The organism is Deinococcus aerolatus, assembly GCF_014647055.1.
Lineage (GTDB): Bacteria > Deinococcota > Deinococci > Deinococcales > Deinococcaceae > Deinococcus > Deinococcus aerolatus.
The window spans coordinates 14,730-33,845 of record NZ_BMOL01000020.1 but is presented as its reverse complement, the minus strand read 5'-3'; the positions used below and the strand labels follow the sequence as shown (position 1 = coordinate 33,845).

The 19,116-nt window shown below is 64.2% G+C and carries 19 protein-coding genes and 1 pseudogene; 8 read left to right on the top strand and 12 right to left on the bottom strand.

What is annotated here, in order from left to right; all coding sequences use genetic code 11:
• The first annotated feature begins 308 nt into the window (after positions 1 to 308).
• The 3 genes from IEY31_RS15845 to IEY31_RS15835 are packed head-to-tail and all read left to right on the top strand — an operon-like array spanning position 309 to position 2,958.
• A complete protein-coding gene (locus IEY31_RS15845; RefSeq protein ID WP_188973744.1) occupies positions 309 to 788 on the top strand; it encodes a MarR family winged helix-turn-helix transcriptional regulator in 480 nt (159 codons plus the stop codon).
• A complete protein-coding gene (gene arsN2, locus IEY31_RS15840; RefSeq protein WP_188973742.1) occupies positions 782 to 1,765 on the top strand; it encodes an arsenic resistance N-acetyltransferase ArsN2 in 984 nt (327 codons plus the stop codon). Before IEY31_RS15845 ends, arsN2 begins: the two co-directional genes overlap by 7 nt.
• Positions 1,765 to 2,958 carry an MFS transporter gene (locus IEY31_RS15835; RefSeq protein ID WP_188973740.1) on the top strand — a complete coding sequence of 398 codons (1,194 nt, stop codon included), beginning with the start codon at positions 1,765 to 1,767 and terminating at the stop codon, positions 2,956 to 2,958. Before arsN2 ends, IEY31_RS15835 begins: the two co-directional genes overlap by 1 nt.
• Positions 2,959 to 3,248: 290 nt before the next feature.
• Here the strand turns inward: IEY31_RS15835 and IEY31_RS15830 are convergent, their stop codons facing one another.
• Together IEY31_RS15830 and IEY31_RS19115 are read right to left on the bottom strand one after the other, a co-directional pair.
• The gene (locus IEY31_RS15830; RefSeq protein WP_188973738.1) at positions 3,249 to 3,521 is read right to left on the bottom strand and encodes a DUF4242 domain-containing protein; all 273 of its coding nucleotides are present in this window, start codon (positions 3,519 to 3,521) and stop codon (positions 3,249 to 3,251) included.
• 566 nt (positions 3,522 to 4,087) lie between these two features.
• Positions 4,088 to 4,261: a helix-turn-helix domain-containing protein gene (locus tag IEY31_RS19115; RefSeq protein WP_373289186.1), complete on the bottom strand. Its 174-nt coding sequence runs from the start codon at positions 4,259 to 4,261 to the stop codon at positions 4,088 to 4,090.
• Positions 4,262 to 4,610: 349 nt separating this feature from the next.
• Between IEY31_RS19115 and IEY31_RS15820 the strand changes: the two genes are divergently transcribed.
• A complete protein-coding gene (locus IEY31_RS15820; RefSeq protein ID WP_188973734.1) occupies positions 4,611 to 4,823 on the top strand; it encodes a hypothetical protein in 213 nt (70 codons plus the stop codon).
• Positions 4,824 to 5,159: 336 nt separating this feature from the next.
• On the top strand, positions 5,160 to 6,158 hold the full coding sequence (locus tag IEY31_RS15815; RefSeq protein ID WP_188973732.1) for a Gfo/Idh/MocA family protein: 999 nt from the start codon (positions 5,160 to 5,162) through the stop codon (positions 6,156 to 6,158).
• A 341-nt stretch (positions 6,159 to 6,499) separates the two neighbouring features.
• Here the strand turns inward: IEY31_RS15815 and IEY31_RS15810 are convergent, their stop codons facing one another.
• The 3 genes from IEY31_RS15810 to IEY31_RS15800 all read right to left on the bottom strand — a co-directional run bounded on the left by IEY31_RS15810 (position 6,500) and on the right by IEY31_RS15800 (position 8,683).
• A complete protein-coding gene (locus IEY31_RS15810) occupies positions 6,500 to 6,940 on the bottom strand; it encodes a YdeI/OmpD-associated family protein (protein ID WP_188973730.1) in 441 nt (146 codons plus the stop codon).
• 486 nt (positions 6,941 to 7,426) lie between these two features.
• Positions 7,427 to 7,888 carry a preQ(1) synthase gene (gene queF, locus IEY31_RS15805; RefSeq protein WP_188973770.1) on the bottom strand — a complete coding sequence of 154 codons (462 nt, stop codon included), beginning with the start codon at positions 7,886 to 7,888 and terminating at the stop codon, positions 7,427 to 7,429.
• A 186-nt stretch (positions 7,889 to 8,074) separates the two neighbouring features.
• Positions 8,075 to 8,683 carry a queuosine precursor transporter gene (locus IEY31_RS15800; RefSeq protein ID WP_188973728.1) on the bottom strand — a complete coding sequence of 203 codons (609 nt, stop codon included), beginning with the start codon at positions 8,681 to 8,683 and terminating at the stop codon, positions 8,075 to 8,077.
• A gap of 635 nt (positions 8,684 to 9,318) precedes the next feature.
• On the opposite strand from IEY31_RS15800, the gene IEY31_RS18935 reads away from it, so the two are divergent.
• Positions 9,319 to 9,450, top strand: coding sequence for a hypothetical protein (locus IEY31_RS18935; protein WP_268238966.1), 132 nt, complete (start codon positions 9,319 to 9,321; stop codon positions 9,448 to 9,450).
• Positions 9,451 to 9,575: 125 nt separating this feature from the next.
• Here IEY31_RS18935 and IEY31_RS15795 read toward each other — a convergent pair whose 3' ends face one another.
• A complete protein-coding gene (locus tag IEY31_RS15795; RefSeq protein WP_188973726.1) occupies positions 9,576 to 10,163 on the bottom strand; it encodes a hypothetical protein in 588 nt (195 codons plus the stop codon).
• Between the two features lie 430 nt (positions 10,164 to 10,593).
• Between IEY31_RS15795 and IEY31_RS15790 the strand changes: the two genes are divergently transcribed.
• Complete coding sequence (locus tag IEY31_RS15790) at positions 10,594 to 11,070, top strand: hypothetical protein (protein ID WP_229723709.1); 477 nt, start codon at positions 10,594 to 10,596, stop codon at positions 11,068 to 11,070.
• Positions 11,071 to 11,102: 32 nt separating this feature from the next.
• On the opposite strand, the gene IEY31_RS15785 is transcribed toward IEY31_RS15790, so the two are convergent.
• The 6 genes and pseudogenes from IEY31_RS15785 to IEY31_RS15760 all read right to left on the bottom strand — a co-directional run bounded on the left by IEY31_RS15785 (position 11,103) and on the right by IEY31_RS15760 (position 17,772).
• Positions 11,103 to 12,005, bottom strand: coding sequence for an MBL fold metallo-hydrolase (locus IEY31_RS15785; protein WP_188973722.1), 903 nt, complete (start codon positions 12,003 to 12,005; stop codon positions 11,103 to 11,105).
• Positions 12,006 to 12,212: 207 nt separating this feature from the next.
• Positions 12,213 to 12,362 (bottom strand): annotated as a pseudogene (locus tag IEY31_RS15780) (hypothetical protein); the annotation flags it as partial.
• 299 nt (positions 12,363 to 12,661) lie between these two features.
• A complete protein-coding gene (locus IEY31_RS15775) occupies positions 12,662 to 12,955 on the bottom strand; it encodes a WGxxGxxG family protein (protein WP_188973718.1) in 294 nt (97 codons plus the stop codon).
• A 377-nt stretch (positions 12,956 to 13,332) separates the two neighbouring features.
• Positions 13,333 to 15,891, bottom strand: a complete 2,559-nt coding sequence (locus IEY31_RS15770) for an HD domain-containing phosphohydrolase (RefSeq protein WP_188973716.1) — start codon at positions 15,889 to 15,891, stop codon at positions 13,333 to 13,335.
• Between the two features lie 18 nt (positions 15,892 to 15,909).
• Complete coding sequence (locus IEY31_RS15765; protein ID WP_188973714.1) at positions 15,910 to 17,250, bottom strand: S8 family serine peptidase; 1,341 nt, start codon at positions 17,248 to 17,250, stop codon at positions 15,910 to 15,912.
• Positions 17,251 to 17,634: 384 nt separating this feature from the next.
• The gene (locus IEY31_RS15760; RefSeq protein WP_188973712.1) at positions 17,635 to 17,772 is read right to left on the bottom strand and encodes a hypothetical protein; all 138 of its coding nucleotides are present in this window, start codon (positions 17,770 to 17,772) and stop codon (positions 17,635 to 17,637) included.
• Positions 17,773 to 18,070: 298 nt separating this feature from the next.
• On the opposite strand from IEY31_RS15760, the gene IEY31_RS15755 reads away from it, so the two are divergent.
• Positions 18,071 to 19,042: an MBL fold metallo-hydrolase gene (locus IEY31_RS15755; RefSeq protein WP_188973710.1), complete on the top strand. Its 972-nt coding sequence runs from the start codon at positions 18,071 to 18,073 to the stop codon at positions 19,040 to 19,042.
• Positions 19,043 to 19,116 lie beyond the last annotated feature (74 nt).

Here is a 19,116-nt window from a genome sequence, read left to right as displayed (position 1 = left end):
AGTTGTGGCAGGACGCAACCGAGCGGAACCTTTATGGAGCGGGTCGAGACGATGCCTGATAGGGATTAGGTCGAGGGCGGCTGAGTGGCGTCCTGGTGCCGGAAATGCAGCAAGGGCTCTGGACGGAAGCTGACCTGGCCGCAAAGAGACGCTGTCCATCCCCCGGGCGGGTGGGTGTAGTGGGCGGCTCCGCTGCTGGGGGCGGCCCTATCAGCGCCCTTGAGCCATCTCGTTCCCGTGGCCTAAAGTGATTGTTCCTTCTGAATGTTGCGCTTGACAACCATATGAAAGTGATCTACAGTGCTGTCATGAATGTTGCTATAGACAACAAAACTGGAGAGGCCGCTCAGACAGGGGCGCTCCTCCGCACGATAACGCGGCTTTTCGGGGACCTGCAGCAGCGGAATTCTGCCTGCTGTGACGTCCAATCCGCCACGCAGTGCTCCATCCTGACCACCCTCCAGCGGGAGGGCGATCAGACACTTGCCGCCCTGACCCGGACCCTGAACCTGGACAAGGCGTGGCTGAGCCGCAGTACGGATGACCTCGTCGAGCAGGGCCTCCTCGTCAAGACCCCTCACCCCAACGACCGCCGTGCCCTGCTGCTCCGGCTGACGGACGCCGGTCAGACCTCTGCCCAGGACCTTGACGCGCAGCTCAACGCCCAGTCCTCCCGCGTGCTGGCGCGCCTGCCCGAGGAGGACCGGGCCGCCGCACTCCGGCTCCTGACCACCCTGGGGGCTGCCCTTCAGGCAGAACTCGACGGGGAGGTGGGATTCGGATGCTGAGCCGTCCAGCGATCCCTGCCGATCTGCCCCGGCTCGAAGTGCTGCTAAATACCCTGGGGCTGCCGGTGGCAGGAGTGGCCGACCATCTGGACCACATGCGGCTGATCGAGGACGGTCCCTCTCTGCTGGGTATGGCAGGCGTGGAACAGCACGGGCAGGTTGCCCTCCTGCGCTCTGTGGCCGTCACGCGTGACGCGCAGGGGCAGGGGCTGGCCGCTCAGCTTGTCGGGGAAGTCCTCGACCATACCCGTGCCTTGAACCTGGAAGAGGTCTACCTGCTGACCACCACGGCCACGGCCTACTTCCCGCGCCTGGGCTTCGCAGAAGTTCCCCGCTCCAGTGCCCCCGCCGCCCTGCTGGCCTCCCGCGAATTCCAGGACGCCTGCCCCCAGACCGCCACCCTGATGCACCTGACCTTGAAGGAGCCTGCCATGACCCAGACCATCCCCGGCCTCCAGAACGCCATGACCACCCATGAGCTCCTGACCGCCCTGCGCGGCGCAGCGCCGCGCCCGCTGGAGTTCCACCTGCACGGGGAGCAGCTAGTGTCCGCCGGTTACCACGTCACGGAGGTGAAAGCGGTCAGCATCGAGGCCATGGACTGCGGGGGCAAGGCGAATGCCTGGCGGGAGACGGTCATCCAATTGATGGACGGCACGGCGGCGGAGGCCCGGGCAGGCTTCATGACCAACCGCAAGTTCCTGGCCATCTACGACCGCGTGGCCCAGCGCGTCCCCGTGTCCAGCCAGGCAGAGGTGCGTTTTGAATACGGCAACAGCGCCCTTCCGGCGATGCAGTACCACGTTGCCGGGCTGGAACTTCTCCTGGATCGCCTGCAGGTCCACCTGCGGACGCCCGCCGTGCAGTGCAAGGCTTCGGATGCCTATGACACCCCGGCCACAGATGCCGGCACGGCCTACGCCCCGGCAAGCGGCTGTTGCACCCCCGCCGCCCCGGATCTCATCACCCTCGGCTGATGCCCGTCCCATCCACGTCCACACGTCTCCTCGTGTGGACGTTGGCCTTGCTGAGCACCGTCAGCTACGGGACCCTGTACTACGCCCAGCCTCTGCTCGCGATAGCCGCCGAGCACGCCCTGGGGTGGAGCCGGGTGCAGACGAGCTTGGCCTTCACGCTGGCGCTGCTGGTGACGGCCTTCGTTGCCCCGGCGGTGGGCCGCGCCCTGGACGCGCGGGGAGGGCGAACCCTCCTCACGGGAGGTGCCCTCCTGGGCGCCCTGGCGCTGCTCACGCTCGCCCTGGCCTCCAGCTATCCCCTGTTCGTTACCGGATGGCTGCTGGCCGGGGGCGCCATGAGCCTGACCTTCTATGAGTCGGTATTCACCGTGGTAGGACAACAAACGCAGGGGGCGGCCCGCACGCGAGCGACCCTGACGATCACCCTGATCGCCGGGCTGGCCAGCACGATCTTTGTACCCCTGACCAGCGCCCTGCTGGAGGGTGGCGGCCTGCGCCAGGCGCTTGTCATCCTGGCCGCCCTGCTGTTGGGTGTCGCGGGGCTGACCTGGCGCGTGCTGCCGGATTATGGGATGGGGACACCTGGAGGGAAACGTCCGCCCTTCACCCCGGATGCCCGCCTGATCCGGCTCACGCTGGCGTTCACCCTGGCGCGGTTGGTGACGGTGGGCACAGGCTTGCAACTCGCGCCGCTCCTGCTGGCCGCTGGTTACGCCCCAGCCCTGGCCGCCAGCCTTACGGGGTTGGCGGGCCTGGCCGCGCTGCCGGGGCGTGCCCTGTTCGTCCCGCTGCTCTCACGTCTGGGAGCACCGCCACTGACCGTGTTCCTGTTCGCGCAACTCGCCCTCTCCACCCTGCTCCTGCACTTCACGGGTTCACACGCCACTGTGGTGACAGGCATCATCGCGTTTGGCCTGGCCAGCGGCGCACTGACCCTGGCCCGCGCGGAGCTGCTGGCGCAGCACTACCTGCCCCAGGCATTCGGGGCCGCCAACGGCTGGATGGCCCGGCCGGTCAACCTGGCGCAGGCGCTCACACCGCTGGGGGTCGGCCTGCTGTTCACCTGGACCGGGGGGTACAGCCTCTCGCTGCTCCTGATGACTGCGCTGGGATGCGCGGCGGCTCTGACCCTGCTGGGCGCGGCACGTGGCGGCTTCCACACGACTGCCGTCGAGACGCGAGGGGGAGACTGACTGCGGTCACAGATCCCCGGCCTGCAGTAGGGTCCTGAACGCCGCCGCCAGCGCTTGCCAATCAGTCACAGTGCCGTGAGAAAGGACTCCGGTGGCCGGCTGCTGCTCAAAATGGCGAGCACCCCCCTGCGCTCTCCGCTGGCCCACTACTGCGGGCTGTGGGGCCGGGCCGAGTTGCGCCTCGCGCGCCGTGACCTGACCCCGCGCATTGAGGCCGCCTTCTTCAGCCTGGCCCGTCTGCTGATGAAGCTCTTTTCAGCCCTTCTGTCGCTTCCGTCGACCAACATGGGTCAGGAGACCGGTGGCCTCAGGTCAAGCGCTTCAACCACCCGCGTATACGGCACACCCGCAGCGTCGTTCACCTGGCGGACGGCCTCGGCGCTCTCAGCCTCAAAAAGGCACGCGCACCGCTCGTCGCCCGGCACGTACATGCTGCGCAGGTAATGGACCGGCGTTCCGGCCCCAGTGGCGCGGTCACTCTCGCGAATAGCCGCCGCCTGCGCTGCGCCCAGTTGTTCTGCCGTGATGCCCGGGAGATGCCGCTCTGCCATAAAGACTTTCATAGGCTCCCTCCACGCCGGCAGGCTCCGCGTTCTGGGCATTCGGCATGAATATCCTCGCCACAGGCCTTACCCGGTCACCCTCCAGTATAGGCCCGTCCACATCAGAGTGCCGAGAAAGGCGGCTCCACTTTCTATTCAACTCCCGGCCGAGAGGCGACGCCAGGGTACACGCAGCACCACGCTGACGCCCCAGACCGCGATTACCGGCAGACCCAGCAGGGATGCCAGGGGGTGCTCGGCCGGGACATGAAAGCCAATACCGTCCTGGACTACAAGCAGGTGTTGGGCGGCACACACGCCGACACTGTGGGCGAAGGCTGTCATGACGGCCACACAGGCCGGTTTGTTCAAGACGGGCACCAACCAGAATCGGCTACAGCCGGCTTATGGATTAACGAATACGTCCAGAAAGAGCCATTCGCAGGCGGGCTTAACCGGACAGGTGAACGGCTGACCCGTGGGCGCCCAGACCCTTCGGCGAATCGGCTTGAGACCCAGTCGATGTTTGTCCAGGCACCACAAAGACACCTGAGGATGGAGACGCTCCGCTGTGCGGAGCGTCTCCATTAATCCCTTGTTTTAGAGGCTGCTTTGGCCGTTTTATCGCCTTTAACGTGCCGCGAACGGGGTTTTTGCAGGGAGAACCCCGCCTTCCGCATGAATTTATAGGTGCAGCCCAAATGCACCATTTTGCCAAACTGTGCCTGCACCCACGTCCGCATGTCTTTGCCCGACCACAAGATGTCCTGCTCAACATCCGCCTGCAATCGAGCGGCAAGAGATTACTGCTCCTTTGACGTCAAGATCCGCGGTGCGCCCTGGTTGTCTTGCCGCCCATCGCGTAGCCGTGCCGAGCCCAGGTGCAGATACCGCGCCATAGACGGTACCGGTTCAAGTGCAACACGTCGCTCGGTGGCCGCTTTCGGCAGCACGCAGGTTGGAGTCTCATACGGGTACACCCTGAAAAGTGCCGATGCCCATCAGAACGTTTCAGCACCGTCCAACACCGTGCGCGCGGCCCTGCCCGTTCCCGTCGATGCAGGCGCGCCTCAGGACAGTCGGGCTTTACTGCTTCCCGGGACAGCAGGCGTGGAACTCGCCTGGAAGATACAGGAGGGCAAGCGATACGTCGTGTACCGCATGAGCAGCGAGCAGTCCGTGCAGATCAGCACCATCCTGAAGGCAGGCACCTTTACCGACCCGGACGGCACGGCGAGCAGCACATACAAGGTTCGGACGATCTCCTCAGCAGGCACGTTGGGGGACTTCAGCCCCGTAGTGACAGTCAGCGCCACGCCCTGAAGGCTCTCTTCCCTTCAGTGTGCCCCACCTGCTCAACGGGCGGGAGGAGTTCTGTCAGGCTTTCTGAGCACCACGAGTTGACGACGACCGGGGTAAAAGGGCGATGGTGGACTGCAACCTTTATGCCAGCAGGGCGGATTGGCGTGAGCAGATGGTTCGAGATCATGACGTGGAGAAGGCAACGCTGTCTGAAGGAGACCGACGTCAGTCAGAATGGAGCTGGTCAACCTGTGCGGATCACGCACACTGGGGACCAGAACCGCTGCTGGATACCGAGACCATAACGCCAAATGCCGAGTGTGCAGGACGGCGTTCGCGGAACCAAAGGAGAACCAGATGACCAATTTCGTTCGAATCGGCGTGATCGGCCTCGGCGCCATCGGCCAGAACCTGCTGAAGGCCTTCACCGCCCATCCCGAAGTGCAGGTGACGGCCGTATGCGATTTGGACGCCTCCCTCGCTGAAAGGACCGCCCAGCCACTTGCGGCCTCTGTTTGGACTGACCACCGTCGAATGCTCGACGAGGTCGACCTGGATCTCGTGTACGTGGCTGTGCCGCCGAGGCAGCATCACGCCATTGCTCTGGATGTCATTGCCGCGGGACGACACATTCTGTGCGAGAAACCGCTCGCCCTCACGCTGAGCGAAGCGCAGGAAATGCAGCGTGCGGCGCAGGCGATGGGCGTCGTTCACGCTTTGAATCTGCCCCTGCACGGTAATCCTGGAGTCGAAACCTTTCACCATCTCGTTCGGGACGGCGGTCTTGGGACACTCCGCCGCGCCGAGCTGACCCTGGTGTTTCCGCAATGGCCACGAGGGTGGCAACAAAATCCCTGGATCGGGGGGCGGGAGCAGGGCGGACCAATCCGTGAGGTTGGGCCGCATCTGTTGCACGTCATCCTGAACACGCTTGGTCCGGTGGCGCGGGTGTGGGCACACACCGAGTACCCCACAGACGATCCGGGCGCCTGTGAAACTGCCGCCCTAGGCACGCTCGAGCTCGAAAGTGGGGCCCTGGTCGTCGTGTCGTGCCTGACGAACGTCCCGCGCCCCGAACAGGTCAGCTTGACCGTGTACGGTTCAACGGGCACTGCTGGGCTGGTGAACTGGACAATGCCTGTGTCGGCGCTGAGGGAGGCACCGCTTGAATCTGTGCCCGTTGAGGGAGCGCAGGCGGCTGCAGGAACACGGCTGGTTCAGGCGCTGGTGGGCCGTGTGCGCGGTACCTCCGGCGATCTCGTCGATTTCACCATAGGTGTCCGCATTCAAGCCATCCTGGAGGCCTGGGAACGCTCATCGGTTGTAGAGACGTGGGTGGATGTCGCGCAGGCGTGAAGGGTTCTGACAACTCATACGGGCTCCGATTGAATCATTTGCAAAACGATGAAAATCCGAGCGAAGCGAGAACGAGTAGAACGGGTTCCGGGAGTGGAGTTGGCAAACCTGCGCCCTCCCGGTTTGTTAACGAAACAGACGGAATCCGTATCAACCCTCGAGAAGCCAGATTGATCAGAGCAGCCTGGGCAGCATGCCTTGTTCGTGCCTCACGCAATCCACAGGAAGTTAATTCCCTGTTGATCGCGGCGTAGCTTTGCGTGGATGACCTGATGCAGAGGTGTCACAGCAGCGTCATAGCACCCCCGATGCTCGGAAGATCTGTATAACCTCTGCCGTTATCAATTATCCGCCGTGAGCGTCTGAATGGCTTTCGCCACACGTCGGGCACGGGTCTCAGGGTTCTTGGTGCCTTCCACCGACAACACATGCTGGCGTTGCTGGCTGTACGAGAGGCGTCCAAAACGCTCCAGGGCGGCTGGCGTACCATCTAACGCGGCCTGCAAATCGTCCGGCACAGTGACCTCACGGGGTTCAGTGTCCAGGTGCAGGGTGACGCTCACCTGGTCCCCGCCCTGAACGCCTGCGCCCTGGCGGTGTTCGGCGCTGACCGGCAGCATGTATCGGCCGCCCATGACCGCCACAGTGCTGCGGTACGTGTAGCCGTTCAGGATCACAGTCACGGCCGGTTTTTTCCCCGCGCCGAGTTCCGCCACGATATGTGAGGGAACTTCGATGCCGGTGGCCGTCTTGCGCTCCTGTTTCAGGGTCGTCTCGAACATGGGCACAGGTCTGTTTATACACCTGACGGCTTTGAAGGTTGGGCTGATTCGGGCAGGGAAGCCGATGGCGAGCAGGAGATGCCTCAGAAGACGCCCTGAGGGTGTTCCGAACGCGTCATATCAGCCTCGATGCTCAGGGGACCAGTACGAACCTATACCGTCATCAATAAAGTAGCGGGATCGCCCCATCCTTACGAGTTGCACCTGCAAAGCTGGCCGTAAAGCGCTCCCAGCCGGGGGAACCTGGGAGTGGCAAAGTCCCAGATTCCGGGGGAGCGCGTTCACGTTCTGGCGGCAGATGGCAGCACTACACCTCGGCCTTTGTGTTGTCGGCGATGTCCGACGAAGCATTGAGGTGAGAGGCGCCAAGACCGCTCTGATTGATGGCTTGCCTGCGCCAGTTGAGGGTCTTGCCATCGGAGGCGCCGTAGCTGGTCAAGGCATGCGCGGATCGGCAAGCCAGTTTAGAGAGGAGACTTCAGGGATTCAGGACGTTTCCTGCGTTGGAGCCATGTACTGCACGGTGCAGACGGTCTTGATGCCGCCGCGCATGCCGTAATCGCAGCGGATTTCCATGCTCAGGGGATCGAGGAGTTTCACCAGATCGGCCAGCACGCGGCGCGTGGCGTGCTCGTGATAGATCCCCACGAAGCGGTAACTGGTCAGGTAGTACTTGAGGCTCTTGAGTTCCACGCAGACGTCACGCGGCTGATAGCGGATCTCTAACGTTCCAAAATCCGGCAGGCCGCTCCACGGACACACCGGACTGAACTCATCGGTGGTGATCTCAATCTGCATGGGTTCACCGGGATAGTGGACCGGATCGTCGAGGCGCACCTGCTCGAACGTGCCCAGCACATCCGTGTCGATGGCGTCCAGGCCCTGCACATCGTAGCGGCGGTCAAATCCGGGTTGCTGGGGCGCGCTCACGGCGGCCTTGTCTTGCATCTTCGTCATGGTCTCTCCTGGAGCAGACGCCACTGGTGGCGTCCGGGATGACAGCACAGGTCATCCATGGTGGAGTGGGCGTCCCGCACCCCGGTACCGGGGTGGATTCACCTCACCCGGACAGTATCGGGGGCCATTGAGAGCGGCGCAATGATCTCGGTCTCGATTGCGCGCATGGAGAGGTGTTCAGGCGGGAACTGGGGCGGGGCCGACCTGTGTGCGGACCCAGCGCACCAGGGGAATCAGCAGCAGGCTGATCAGCATCTTCAAGACGATCTGCCCCAGCATCAGGTTCAGCAGGGGCGCGCCCGTTCCGGCAAAGGCAATCGTGATGAAAATAACGGTGTCCACGGTGGTGCTTACGGCGTTCGATGCAATCACCTGTGTAGAGATGCCACGCGCTTTCAAGCGTTCAAAGATCAGGGCGTCGAGGGCGGTGCTGATCAGGTAAGCCACCAGACTGGCCACCACCACCCTGAGGGTGGAACCGAAGACGACCTGATACGCGCTGTCCTGAAAGAAGTCCGGTTTGGGCAGGGCGTTGATCAGCACGCCGTATCCGGCCAGCAGGGCGTTGGCAAACAGGCCGCCCCACATGGCCGCCTTGGCGATGGTCCAGCCGCCTGCCGTATGAATAGCGTCACGCAGCGTGAAGGTCAGGGAATACAGGAAGATCGCGCCAGGGAAAATAAACGCGCCGAACTGGACGAGGCGGCCGGCGGTGACATTGCTGACGAGTTCGGCACCGATGTAGACGGCAACCAGAATCACCAGGAGGGTGTTGCGTGAGGTCATGTGATCCTTTACTGGGGCAGACGGCCTGCGGCGTCTCGGCCCGGAGACGGTCAGGTTCCCGTCAAACGCCCATGCTGGACATTTGTCACAGTGGCGGGGACGTCCGGGAGAATAGACAACCTTCGCTGCGGCCGGGGAACCTGGCCGGACGGAGATGGGGTGTTGGGCTTTACTTCAACGTGTCACGTGACGACTGGGGCGCGCCGTTGAGAAGCAGCGTGCCTCGCCAGTCGCGGCCCGGGAGCGGCAGCGCCACGGCGCAAGAGCGTGTCTTGCGTCTCGGCGAGGGTCCAGGGGCCAGGCTGCCGGCGGGGCGGGGGGGCGCCTCCAGCCGGACAGGGGGATGTCCGATTCCTGCCGTAGTACTGATTCATAGGTCTCCTTGACGCATGTGCGGCCTTACATGTGAAAGATGGGGCACGTTCTGCGCCCACGGGAGTGTTGCACACCTGTCACGCCCGTGGGCCGTGCCGGCATGGGCCGTGGGAGGAACCGCCGGGAACCCATCTGCCGGGATGCAAAAGCGCTCCCCCAGAATCTGGGAGTGTCGAAGTCACGGATTTTTCCAACTGAGAGCACCCTGCCGTCATGATGCAGGTACAGCTCCTGAGTTCTCCGACCCAAAGGAGCACCGAATGACTGAATCTCATTTCGAATTGCTTGCCGACGACGTGTTCACGCTGGGCGTCTGGGATGAGGATTGGCATTCCTACAGCAGTTGCCACCTGCTTGTCCGTGGTGACCCTGTGAATTTTACTGACTGCTGAACTCTACAAGCTCGCAGGGAGCAGGCACGACGGAGCGGCGCAGCGCCCAGCGACTCTGGCGGGCTGCCCCTCCATCGAATATGTTGCCCCGACACCGCGTATAGGTGGTGTACGTGGTTCGCTTCCTAGCCTCTCGTGAAGAGGCGCCCAATCGTCTCAATGAATCCATCGCGCCGCACCAGTTCCTCAGGAGAATACCGCTCCTGCAACCGCTCCGCCTTGAACGCCGCCACATCCGTCCCCGGCTCCAGTGCCCACGTCTCCAGCGGGACACACGCGATCTGCATGTCAGTCCCCCACTCGTTCGCTGGCAACCCCAGCGCCCGCGTCGAGATCGGCCACGTCGCATCCATCAATCGGTCACCGCCCGGCTCATGCAACACCAGATAGTTGTGAACATCAATCACGGGTCCATCGGCCCATTCGGCCAGTTCCGGCGCTGACCCCGGCGGCAACCGGATCTCCTGCGTGCAGGCGTACAGCGTGCTGCACAATCCAAGTTCGGCGTACAGCGCCGCCAGCAACTCGTGCTTCGTGCTGCACGTCCCGCGCCACTCGCGCACGATCACCGCTGGATCATGCCCACTCGGCCGCGCGTAGGGCATGTCGCGCACCAGTTCAAACAGTTCACGCTCATCTGGCAACCGGTCTCCGGACCGCAGTCCACGGGCGACGGCGGCAGCGTGCAACAGCGAGGCCAGGGGACGGGTCATTCAGCCATTGTACAGAGGGGCTGTGGGGCAAGCGCCCGGCTGCCGAACGCCCACTCTGGACCCACAGGCTGAAATTTATGCCACCCGTCCCTTGTCCTCCTCGAGATCGATGGGCGCCGTGGGCCTCGCGCCGGCAGCTGCGTCTGTTCGCCGCCCTGCACACGCCTATGGTCCAGCTGCGGGCGCGCGAGGAGGGCCACAGAGACGTCGAGGCGAGGGTTGTAGGCAGCGACTGATCGGGGCGTGATTGAAGGTTGATGGGCCGCTGAGGCTGCCCTATCGTTCAGGTGAAGAGCTCAGCCGCCGTGGAGGGCGTTCCGTCCCTGCTGAAGGAGAGCGTCCTCGTTCCCATGAGGCGTGTCCAGTGACCACAAGAGCTGCGCCCCGATGTGCCTCTGAACCGGAGGGCAGAGGGGGCATGAGCTTCCCTGTGACCACTTCCATGCCCGCGCGGCCCGCCGGCCCGTATCCGGCGATCAAGGCCGAGTTGATCGCCCAGTTCGTCCTCGGTCCCGGCTCCCTGCATGGGCCGGAACACTGGCAGCGCGTCGAGGACACCGCCGTGCGCCTCGCCCAGGCCGGGGGGCGACGTCCAGGTGGCCCCCATGACGCAGCCCGGCACAGCGGGGGCGCGGATTCCCTTCACGGCCACCAAGCGGTCCGGCTGGTTGACCGTTACCGGACCTGGCTGGGCCTCACCGCCACCCAGCTCCAGCTGCTGCAGTGGGCGTGCAAACACCACGCCAGCGGCCAGACCACCGACGAACCTACCGTGGGTGCGTGCTGGGACGCTGACCGGCTCGATCTGCCCCGCGTCGGTATCCAGCCTCAGGCGAGGTATCTGAGCACTGTGGCGGGCAGGGCGGTGTTCCCCGCGGCAGCAGGCGGCCGTGGAGCCCCTGACTGAGCCAGGCGTCGACGCAAAGATCCCCGCCAGCGTCAGCGGAGGCCAGCGAGGTCCTCCAGGGTCGCGTGCAGCGCGTCGGTGTGAAAGTCCTGGTAGAAGGCCGGGACGGTGCCGGGCTGTTCTCCCAGCCGTGCGAGCGCCTGGGCGTAGGACGCCCCGGCGAGCTCCCCGGCCTCCTGGGGACGGTCCAGCCAGTCGGCGGGCGAGGGAAGTTGCCCCAGCTGCGCGCGCAGGAATTCGAAATGCTCCAGATTCCGCATCAGAAGCCCGGGAGTGGTGGTGCCCCCGTGACAGGGCAGCACCACCCGCGGGTCAAGCGCCTGGAGACGCTCGAGAGAAGCCCGGGTGACCGCAAGTTGGGCCCCGCCCCGCACCTGGGGAAAGGGATGCTCCGCGGCGTCGCCCGCCAGAACCGTGCCCAGCTCCGGAATCCAGACTGACACGTGATCGGGGGTATGGCCCGGCGTGGGCAGGACTTCGAGGGTGAGGTCGCCGCCGTGCAGGGTCAGGCGCCCGGAAAAGGTCATGTCAGGCGCGACCAGCGTGACGTCGGCGAAGCGGGCGTCCTGGGCCTGCTGCTGCCGCAGGCGGTCCTGGGCGTGGCCGGAGAGCAGGCGGTCCCGGGTGGCCTCGCTGGCGATCAGCTGGCCCGGCAGGTCTCCCTCCGGGGTAAAAAGGCGGTTGCCGTACACGTGGTCCCAGTCGGCATGGGTGTTCAGCACCAGGACCGTACGTCCGGCGACGTCCGGGCGAACAGCCTTGATCACCTGACGCATCAGGGCGGGGGTTGCCATGGTGTCCACGAAGATCAGGAAACGGGCCGTGACCACGGCGAAGGTGTCCACCTCCTCGCCGGCGCGGAACCAGCGAATCCGTGGGTCCACCTCGGGGTGACGCAGTTCCTGCACATGGGTGGGCGGGTGGGGACTGACCATGGGAGAGAGTCTGCCAGAAGATGGTTGTGCCCAGGGGAATCCTGACCGACCTCTGTTCCCGTCTACTGCCCTTGCGCCTGACCCCAGCACGCTGTACAGGGCGGCCAGGACCAGGCTGAGCGGGGTGTACAGTTGCTCATCATTGCGGGCAAACGGACTGTCCCCAGCCTGCCGGATCAGGCCGACCTTGCGGGAGAAGAAAGGATCTCACACGGGGGTGACGGTCAGGATGCGTGGCGGCCAGCTGCTCATGGCAGCGGCGCGGGCCTGCTGCGGCGGTGCGTCCAGCCACGCGTCGATGTCCTTGCTCAGCAGCAGGGCAGGCATGCGGTCATGCACCTCCACCAGATCCGGCGTCGGTGACTGGGTCTGATGACCGGGTCACGCCCCTGCGGCCCACCAGCGGCCCATCCAGGGTCATGGTGCGGTTGCACAGTCCAGCCATCAGCAAAGGCCGGGCACAGGGCCCCCTGAGATCAGGCTGAAATCCTTCGGTCAGCACGACGAGTAATGCCCATCCTGACCAACTCATGCCAGATCCCGTGTTCCCTCTTCACCCAGGACGGACTGCTGGAAGATGCGGCACAGACCAAGACAGGATCTGAGACGCCCGCCCTGCGTAAACACAGGACGGGCGTCTCAGATGGTGGATGACCTTAGAGGCGCGTGGTGTCCCGGGTATCGCGGGTGTCCACGCGGACAGGCGTGGGTGTGGGGCGGTTGAGGCCCGCCAGTCCCGCCAGTCCGATCAGGCCCAGCAGTCCCCAGGGGAACTCGCGCGTACCGGCGCGGCCATTGTTGTTGGTGTCCACAACCCCGTCGTTGTTGGGGTCGAGTGGTATGGTGGTGTCGGTGATGGTGGTGTCCGTGGTGGTATCGGTGGTGGTGTCTTGTGCCAGGGCAACCGGGGAGACAGACAGAATCAGCGAAAGAAACAGAACCTTATTCATAGGGAACCACCTTTTGGAGCTCATGTGATCACCGGGTCTTGCCCTGTGGCTGACTGGCCTGGCGTCCTATGGGCGTGGAAGAAATTTAAGTTCAGCGCCACCCAAAATCATGTGATCCGATACAATGCCCCTTTAAAGAGATTTATAGGCGCTTTATCCGCCTGTCATGGATGAAGAACGGACGTGGAGCATCAGTGGGGCCAAGTCCGAAACCCGGTTGCAGGACTGGGGTTCAAAACCAGTCCTGACGTCTGCAGAGCAGCCACATCAACGTGTTCAGGCCACCGGGTGTCGGGACCCTGGAGAGGGGCGACATCCGCGCTCTGAGCATAAGCGGGCCGTCCAGAAGTCGGCCCGACGCACCTTCCAGGACCGCTTCAGTGCAGGCGCAGCCGCTGAGAGAGCTTGACGCGGTACATCCGCTGGTCGCTGAGCCTCAGCAGATCGCCCGCGGTCAGGGCGTCCTGCGGATACCGGGCCGTTCCCATGCTGGCCTTGGCCCCGTCGAAGCCCTGGCGCCGCAGATGGTCCTGGGTGTGATTCAGCAGGTGTTGCAGCGGCTCCGGGTCCAGCGGCTGTCCAGATACGATGGCGAATTCGTCGCCGCCAATCCGGTAGGCCAGACCCACATCGGCAAAATTTGCGGTCAGCGCCTGCGCGAAGTTCTGGAGAAATTCGTCGCCCCGGGCGTGCCCATGCGTGTCATTGGTGGCCTTGAGGCCGTCCAGGTCAAAGGAGATGACGGTGAATTCGCGCTGGCGCTCGGCGGCCTGCTTCAGGGTGCGTTCCAGTTCCTGTTCGAACGCCCGGCGGTTGCCCAGCCCGGTCAGACAGTCGGTCAGCGCCTGCCGCTCAGCCTCCTGCCGGGCCTGCTCCAGCTCGTGGGTGCGCTCGACTAGGAGTTGCTCGAAAACGGTCAGCACGTGGCTGGCGTTCTCCTGATCCAGCGGAGGAGATTCCTCGGCCCACTCACCCCCCGCTGCGTCCTGCTGGGTCAGGACCGTCAGGGCCATCTCCACCAGTTGAGGATCGAAGTGACTGCCTGCCTGCTTGCGAATCTCGTCCATGGCTTCTGCCGCACTCCAGGCGCGTTTGTAGGGCCGCTCCTGGGTCAGGGCGTCGAACACGTCAGCCAGGGCCACGATGCGGCCCGTGAGCGGAATCTGGGTGTCCCGCAGGCCGTGGGGATAGCCGCTGCCGTCCCAGCGCTCATGGTGCGTCAGGGCGATCTCCTCGGCCAGTTGCAGCAGCTCCGAGCGTCCGCCGGACAGGATGCGTGACCCGATCAGGGTGTGGGTCTGCATCTGGCTGAATTCGGCGTGGTCCAGCTTGCCGGGCTTGAGCAGCACGCTATCGGGAATGCCGATCTTGCCCACGTCGTGCAGCCGCGCCGCGATGCCCAGCACATTGGCCCGGCTCTCCGGCCAGCCCAGCGCCATGGCAATGCGGGCCGAGGTGCGGCCCACCCGGCGGGTGTGCTCCCCGGTGGTGTCATCACGGTACTCGGCGGCCATGGCCAGGCGCGTGACCACCTCCTGCTGGGCGCGGGCGAGTTCGGCGGTCCGTATACGCACCTGCTCCTCGGCGCGCTGGCGGCCCTCTTGCTCGACGTCGGTCCGCACGCGGTAGAGCTCGGCGTCCTGCCGGGCACGCTCGACCTCGAACTGAATGCTCAGGTTGCGGGTCTGCTGGTCACGCTCGGCGTTGAACAGTTCGCGCTCAATGCGGACCAGCTCGCGGCTGTGGGCCAGCGCATGTCCCAGTTCACCGCGCCGCTCGAAGTATTCGACCAGGGCCTCATGGGCCTCGGCCTGCTCCTTGACCGACTGGATGCCGATCGCCAGGTCCAGCCCCGCTTCCAGTTGCAGCTGGGCGGCGTCCAGCGCTCCCTGGCGCAGGTGCAACCGCCCCAGCCGAAGCCGAGCCTCCAGTTCGCCCTGCTTGGACCCGATCTCCAGCGCAATGTCCAGCGCCTCCCCGATGACCTGCAGGGCCAGCGCGGGTTCCTCGGTCTGCGCGTACAGGCTGCCCAGGCTGTCCAGAGCACTCAATTCACCCACCTGATACTTCAGCTCCCGGCTGAGGTCCAGCGCCAGTTGCAGGTGCTCGCGCGCGCGGTCAAACTGCCCCGCGTCCAGGCATAAGTCGCCGAGATTAAGACTGGCCGTGGCCTGAATCCGTTGATCTTTAGAAGCCACGGCCGACTTGTAGGCCGCCTCCATGACCTGGATCGCCAGCCCATGGTCACCCCGCATGCTGTGGACGTGGGCCAGATTGTGCAGGATGGGAGTCTCCAATCTGGGATCGGTCGACTGGGTCTTGTAGAGGGCGTAGGCACGCGTCAATGACTTGATGGCGTCATCGAACTGCCCAAACCACATCTGAATGTTGCTGATGTTGGTCAGGCAATTGATCTGACCCGTGGCGTTTTCTTCCTGCTCACGCAGATGCAGGGCCTGATGCAACATTCCCAGCGCCTCGGCCACCCTGCCCTGATGGTGATTGACGATGGCCAGAAGGTTCAACGCCGTCGCCTGGATGCCGCGCGCGTCAGCCTGGGACCGGGCCAGCTCAATCGCCCGTTCCAGTTGCGCCGCCGCCTCATCGAAACGCCCGAGGTCCAGCAGCATCTTCCCGGCAAAACTGTAGGCCTCGGCCTGCGACAACAGCTGACCCAGCCGCTCGAAGCCATCTACGGCAGCGCAAAATTCTGTCAGGGCTTCCGCCTGTTGTCCGCTGGCCTGCAAGGCCCGCCCCAGCAACACCCGGCTTTCAGCCGCGTCTGTGGAGTCCTCGTCCGCTGTCAGGGCGCAGCAGCGCCGGGCCAGGGCCAGCGCCTGGGCCGGATCGACACTCAGCAGCTCCGGAATGGCCGCCTGTAGAAGCTGAAGCTGTGACTGTGGCGGCAACGCCGCCCCTGAGTTATGGAAATTCACAGTCACAGCCCACAGCCCTCAGTCGCCGCTGATGTTGCTGAGGAAGTTCACCAGGTCCATGCGTCCCTTTTTCCCCAACTTGTCCTTGAAGGGTTTATTGCCGCTGATTTCGTAGATGTCTGCCGCGCTCTCGGCCATTGCTTTGGTCAGGTCCTTGGCCAGATCTTTGTCTTTGATAGGCGTCCTGGCGGCAAGCCGCTGGCCCAGCCCCAGCGCCAGACCGCCGCTCACCATCGGCGCGGCCATTGACGTTCCACTCCAGGCCGCCATGCGCCCGTCGGGCGCCGGGGCATACACCTGCTCGCCGGGGGCCACCAGTTCCAGATCACCCGAGTAGTTCGAGAAAGTCGACTTGACGTCGTTCAGGTCGACGCTGCCCACGCCCAGGGTGTAGTCCTTGCGGCTGGCCTGGGCGGCCGGGTAGGTGATCTTATTCAGGTTGCTGTTGCCGGCCGAGGACACCACCAGCACTTGCCGGTCGGACGCCTTTTTGATGGCCTTCTGCACGATCTTTGAGCTCTCGGTGCTGCCCAGGCTCAGGTTGATCACGTTGGCCCCGTGCTCCACGGCCCACTGGATGGCCTGCGCCACCATGATCACGTCGCCGGACCCATCGGAGCCCAGGACCCGGATGGGCATGATCTTGGCGGCAGGGGCCACCTGCAAGACGATGCCCGCCACATTGGTGCCGTGGCCGTAAGCGTCGGCACCGAAGGTCCCTTCCTCCTGCGGCATCGCGTCCCCAGCGAAAAAGTCGTACCAGGTGGACGGATCTGCGAGCGTGCCATTAAACGCCGGGTGCTGCAGGTCCAGCCCTGTGTCGATCACGGCCACAGTCACGCCTTCTCCCAGCCTGGGGGCCATGCGCTGCGCCTGCTCCAGACGGATTTTCTGCCACAATTTCGAGTTCTCCGGCAGCAGACTGAACTCTCCACCAGACCACATGCTGATCTTTCCCCCAGACCACATGCTGATCTTCCCGCCAGACCACATGCTGATCTTCCCGCCCATTGTGGCCGTCAGGATACCGCCGCCGCTGAACATGTCCTTGTTCGGCTCGATGTCCACCGTCTGGTCAGCCAGGGCGCGCAGCGTCAGAGCACCGACAGGCTGGTTCAGGCCCAGCACCGCCGTGCAGCTTTCCGCATCACCCTCGCTGCACCCGGCATCATCCCAGGTCAACAGCTTGCCGCCCATCGCCTTGGTCAGGCTCTTGGGCGTGTCGCCCGGCTTCAGGGAGACCAGGGCAGCACTGGCAAAACGCTCTTGGACAGCGGGCGCAGCAGCGGTGGGCACCGTGCCGGAGCACGCGGACAGCAGACCAAGGGTCAACAGGCTCAGGGCGGCAAACTTAGGCATGGTATCGAAACTCCTCAAAAGAAAAAATGGGCGTATAGGATGGGCTTTTAACTCATTTAGTGTGCCCCACGCCTTATGACAGATTTCGCACATCCTTGGCATGGGACTCCATGAAGGGCGTGCAGCCGCGTGCGAGCGGCACCCAGCCTGGCAAGCCTGCCGGATGCATATCCAGCATTAAATTTTCCATAGATAATGAGAACAGCTCGGATAAGAGCTGGCGGATGTCTCCCGAGAGAGCTGGCGGGGGCACGCCCGGCTGATGGAATTCCGGTAGAGAACAACGCACTCCAGACGAAAAAGTGTCGGCACCGGCGCGAAGCCAGAGCAGACACGTTTACCGCCAAGAAGAAAGCACCAACATCCAGCATTCCAGAAATGGGCTCAGCCTGACCACATGCTGATCTTGCCGTCCATATGAACCCCACCGGCAGGGGCGTCGCCCTGTGAGCCGAAGGAATCAGCCGAAGCCGTTCCCACCAGCACCAGAGCCGCGATAAACGCTTTGCGTAGGTTCTTCATTCTTCACCTCCTGGATTTTGGATGGCCTGAAACCAGCACCCGGAAAATCTGGGCTGCAAGGTTGTCCAGTCTGTGTCAGGGGGACTTCCGGGCAGCGACCAGACAGCGGCAATGGGATACGGCTAACGCCGACACAGCGTACGAACCCAACGACATCACGGTGTCTCTAACGCAATTTGTTGTGCATGCCCATCCATCTGGTGGGTATGCCTGATTGCAGTGTCTGTCCGCCCTATTGCTTAACGTGAAGCGGTCTGCCCATCCGCCCTGGTTTCGCTTCACGCCTGGAGGTTCCTATATGTCCGATGACTCCCGTCTCCCCCGTACCCTCGCCCGGCGTGACGCCCTGCGCCTGCTGGGCGCTGCCGGTGCCGTGGTCGCTGCCGCACCTCTCGCACGCGCCCAGACGGCCGCCCCGGCCACGGCTGCTCCGGCCCCCATGAACGGCAACGGCTTCTACCGTCAGCGCATTGGCGACATGACCGTGACCGTGGTCAGCGACGGCACCGCCGCGCTTGCCGCGCTGCTGCCCACCTGGGGCGCCAACCCGGACCGGCAGGCCGAGTTCGCCGCCACCCTCGCGGAGTACCACGTCGCCGCCCAGAACACTGTCAACCACTTCAATCCTGTGCTTATCGAGCTGGACGGCAAACGCATCCTGCTGGACACCGGACGCGGCGGCGCCAACGGGCAGCTGGTCACCAACCTGCGCCGCGCTGGCATTGAGCCCGAGACCGTGAACGCCGTGTTCATCACGCACGGGCACGGCGACCACATCGGGGGCCTGACCACCGCCGGGAAACCCACCTTCGCCAATGCCCAGCACATCATGGGCGAGGCCGAATTCAAGTTCTGGACCACCCAGGCCACCCCCAACGACGCGGTCAAGAACAACCTGATTGCCCTGAAAGACCAGTTCAAGCTGATTCAGCCGGGTCAAGAAATCGTACCGGGCCTGACCACGGTGGCCACCCCCGGCCACACCCTGAACCACCTCAGCGTGCTGGCGCGCAGCGCCGGGCAGGGCATCATGATCCTAGGTGACGCGGGCGGACACTTCCTGTTGTCCCTGAAACACCAGGGCGCGTACGTGTCCTTCGACACCAACGGCGACCAGGCGGCGCAGACCCGCCAGCAGATCTTCGAACGGATCGTCAGCGAGAACCTGTGGGTCAGCGGCTACCACTTTCCCTTCCACGCCATCGGCCACCTGCGCCGCCTCGGCGCAGGCTCTTTCGAGTTTGAACCCACGGTGTGGAACTGGAGCTGAACCCCGGTCCATCCCGCAGGATGCCCCCACTGCTGCAGGCCGTGGGGGCATTCATGTGGCAGGGTCCGCCTGAG

Bases quoted from the DNA above. Each gene is read 5' to 3' on its own strand.
- IEY31_RS15845 (WP_188973744.1), top strand. From the start codon at position 309: ATGAATGTTGCTATAGACAACAAAACTGGAGAGGCCGCTCAGACAGGG.
- arsN2 (WP_188973742.1), top strand. From the start codon at position 782: ATGCTGAGCCGTCCAGCGATCCCTGCCGATCTGCCCCGGCTCGAAGTG.
- IEY31_RS15835 (WP_188973740.1), top strand. From the start codon at position 1,765: ATGCCCGTCCCATCCACGTCCACACGTCTCCTCGTGTGGACGTTGGCC.
- IEY31_RS15830 (WP_188973738.1), bottom strand. From the start codon at position 3,521: ATGAAAGTCTTTATGGCAGAGCGGCATCTCCCGGGCATCACGGCAGAA.
- IEY31_RS15815 (WP_188973732.1), top strand. From the start codon at position 5,160: ATGACCAATTTCGTTCGAATCGGCGTGATCGGCCTCGGCGCCATCGGC.
- IEY31_RS15810 (WP_188973730.1), bottom strand. From the start codon at position 6,940: ATGTTCGAGACGACCCTGAAACAGGAGCGCAAGACGGCCACCGGCATC.
- queF (WP_188973770.1), bottom strand. From the start codon at position 7,888: ATGCAAGACAAGGCCGCCGTGAGCGCGCCCCAGCAACCCGGATTTGAC.
- IEY31_RS15800 (WP_188973728.1), bottom strand. From the start codon at position 8,683: ATGACCTCACGCAACACCCTCCTGGTGATTCTGGTTGCCGTCTACATC.
- IEY31_RS18935 (WP_268238966.1), top strand. From the start codon at position 9,319: ATGACTGAATCTCATTTCGAATTGCTTGCCGACGACGTGTTCACGCTG.
- IEY31_RS15795 (WP_188973726.1), bottom strand. From the start codon at position 10,163: ATGACCCGTCCCCTGGCCTCGCTGTTGCACGCTGCCGCCGTCGCCCGT.
- IEY31_RS15785 (WP_188973722.1), bottom strand. From the start codon at position 12,005: ATGGTCAGTCCCCACCCGCCCACCCATGTGCAGGAACTGCGTCACCCC.
- IEY31_RS15775 (WP_188973718.1), bottom strand. From the start codon at position 12,955: ATGAATAAGGTTCTGTTTCTTTCGCTGATTCTGTCTGTCTCCCCGGTT.
- IEY31_RS15765 (WP_188973714.1), bottom strand. From the start codon at position 17,250: ATGCCTAAGTTTGCCGCCCTGAGCCTGTTGACCCTTGGTCTGCTGTCC.
- IEY31_RS15760 (WP_188973712.1), bottom strand. From the start codon at position 17,772: ATGAAGAACCTACGCAAAGCGTTTATCGCGGCTCTGGTGCTGGTGGGA.
- IEY31_RS15755 (WP_188973710.1), top strand. From the start codon at position 18,071: ATGTCCGATGACTCCCGTCTCCCCCGTACCCTCGCCCGGCGTGACGCC.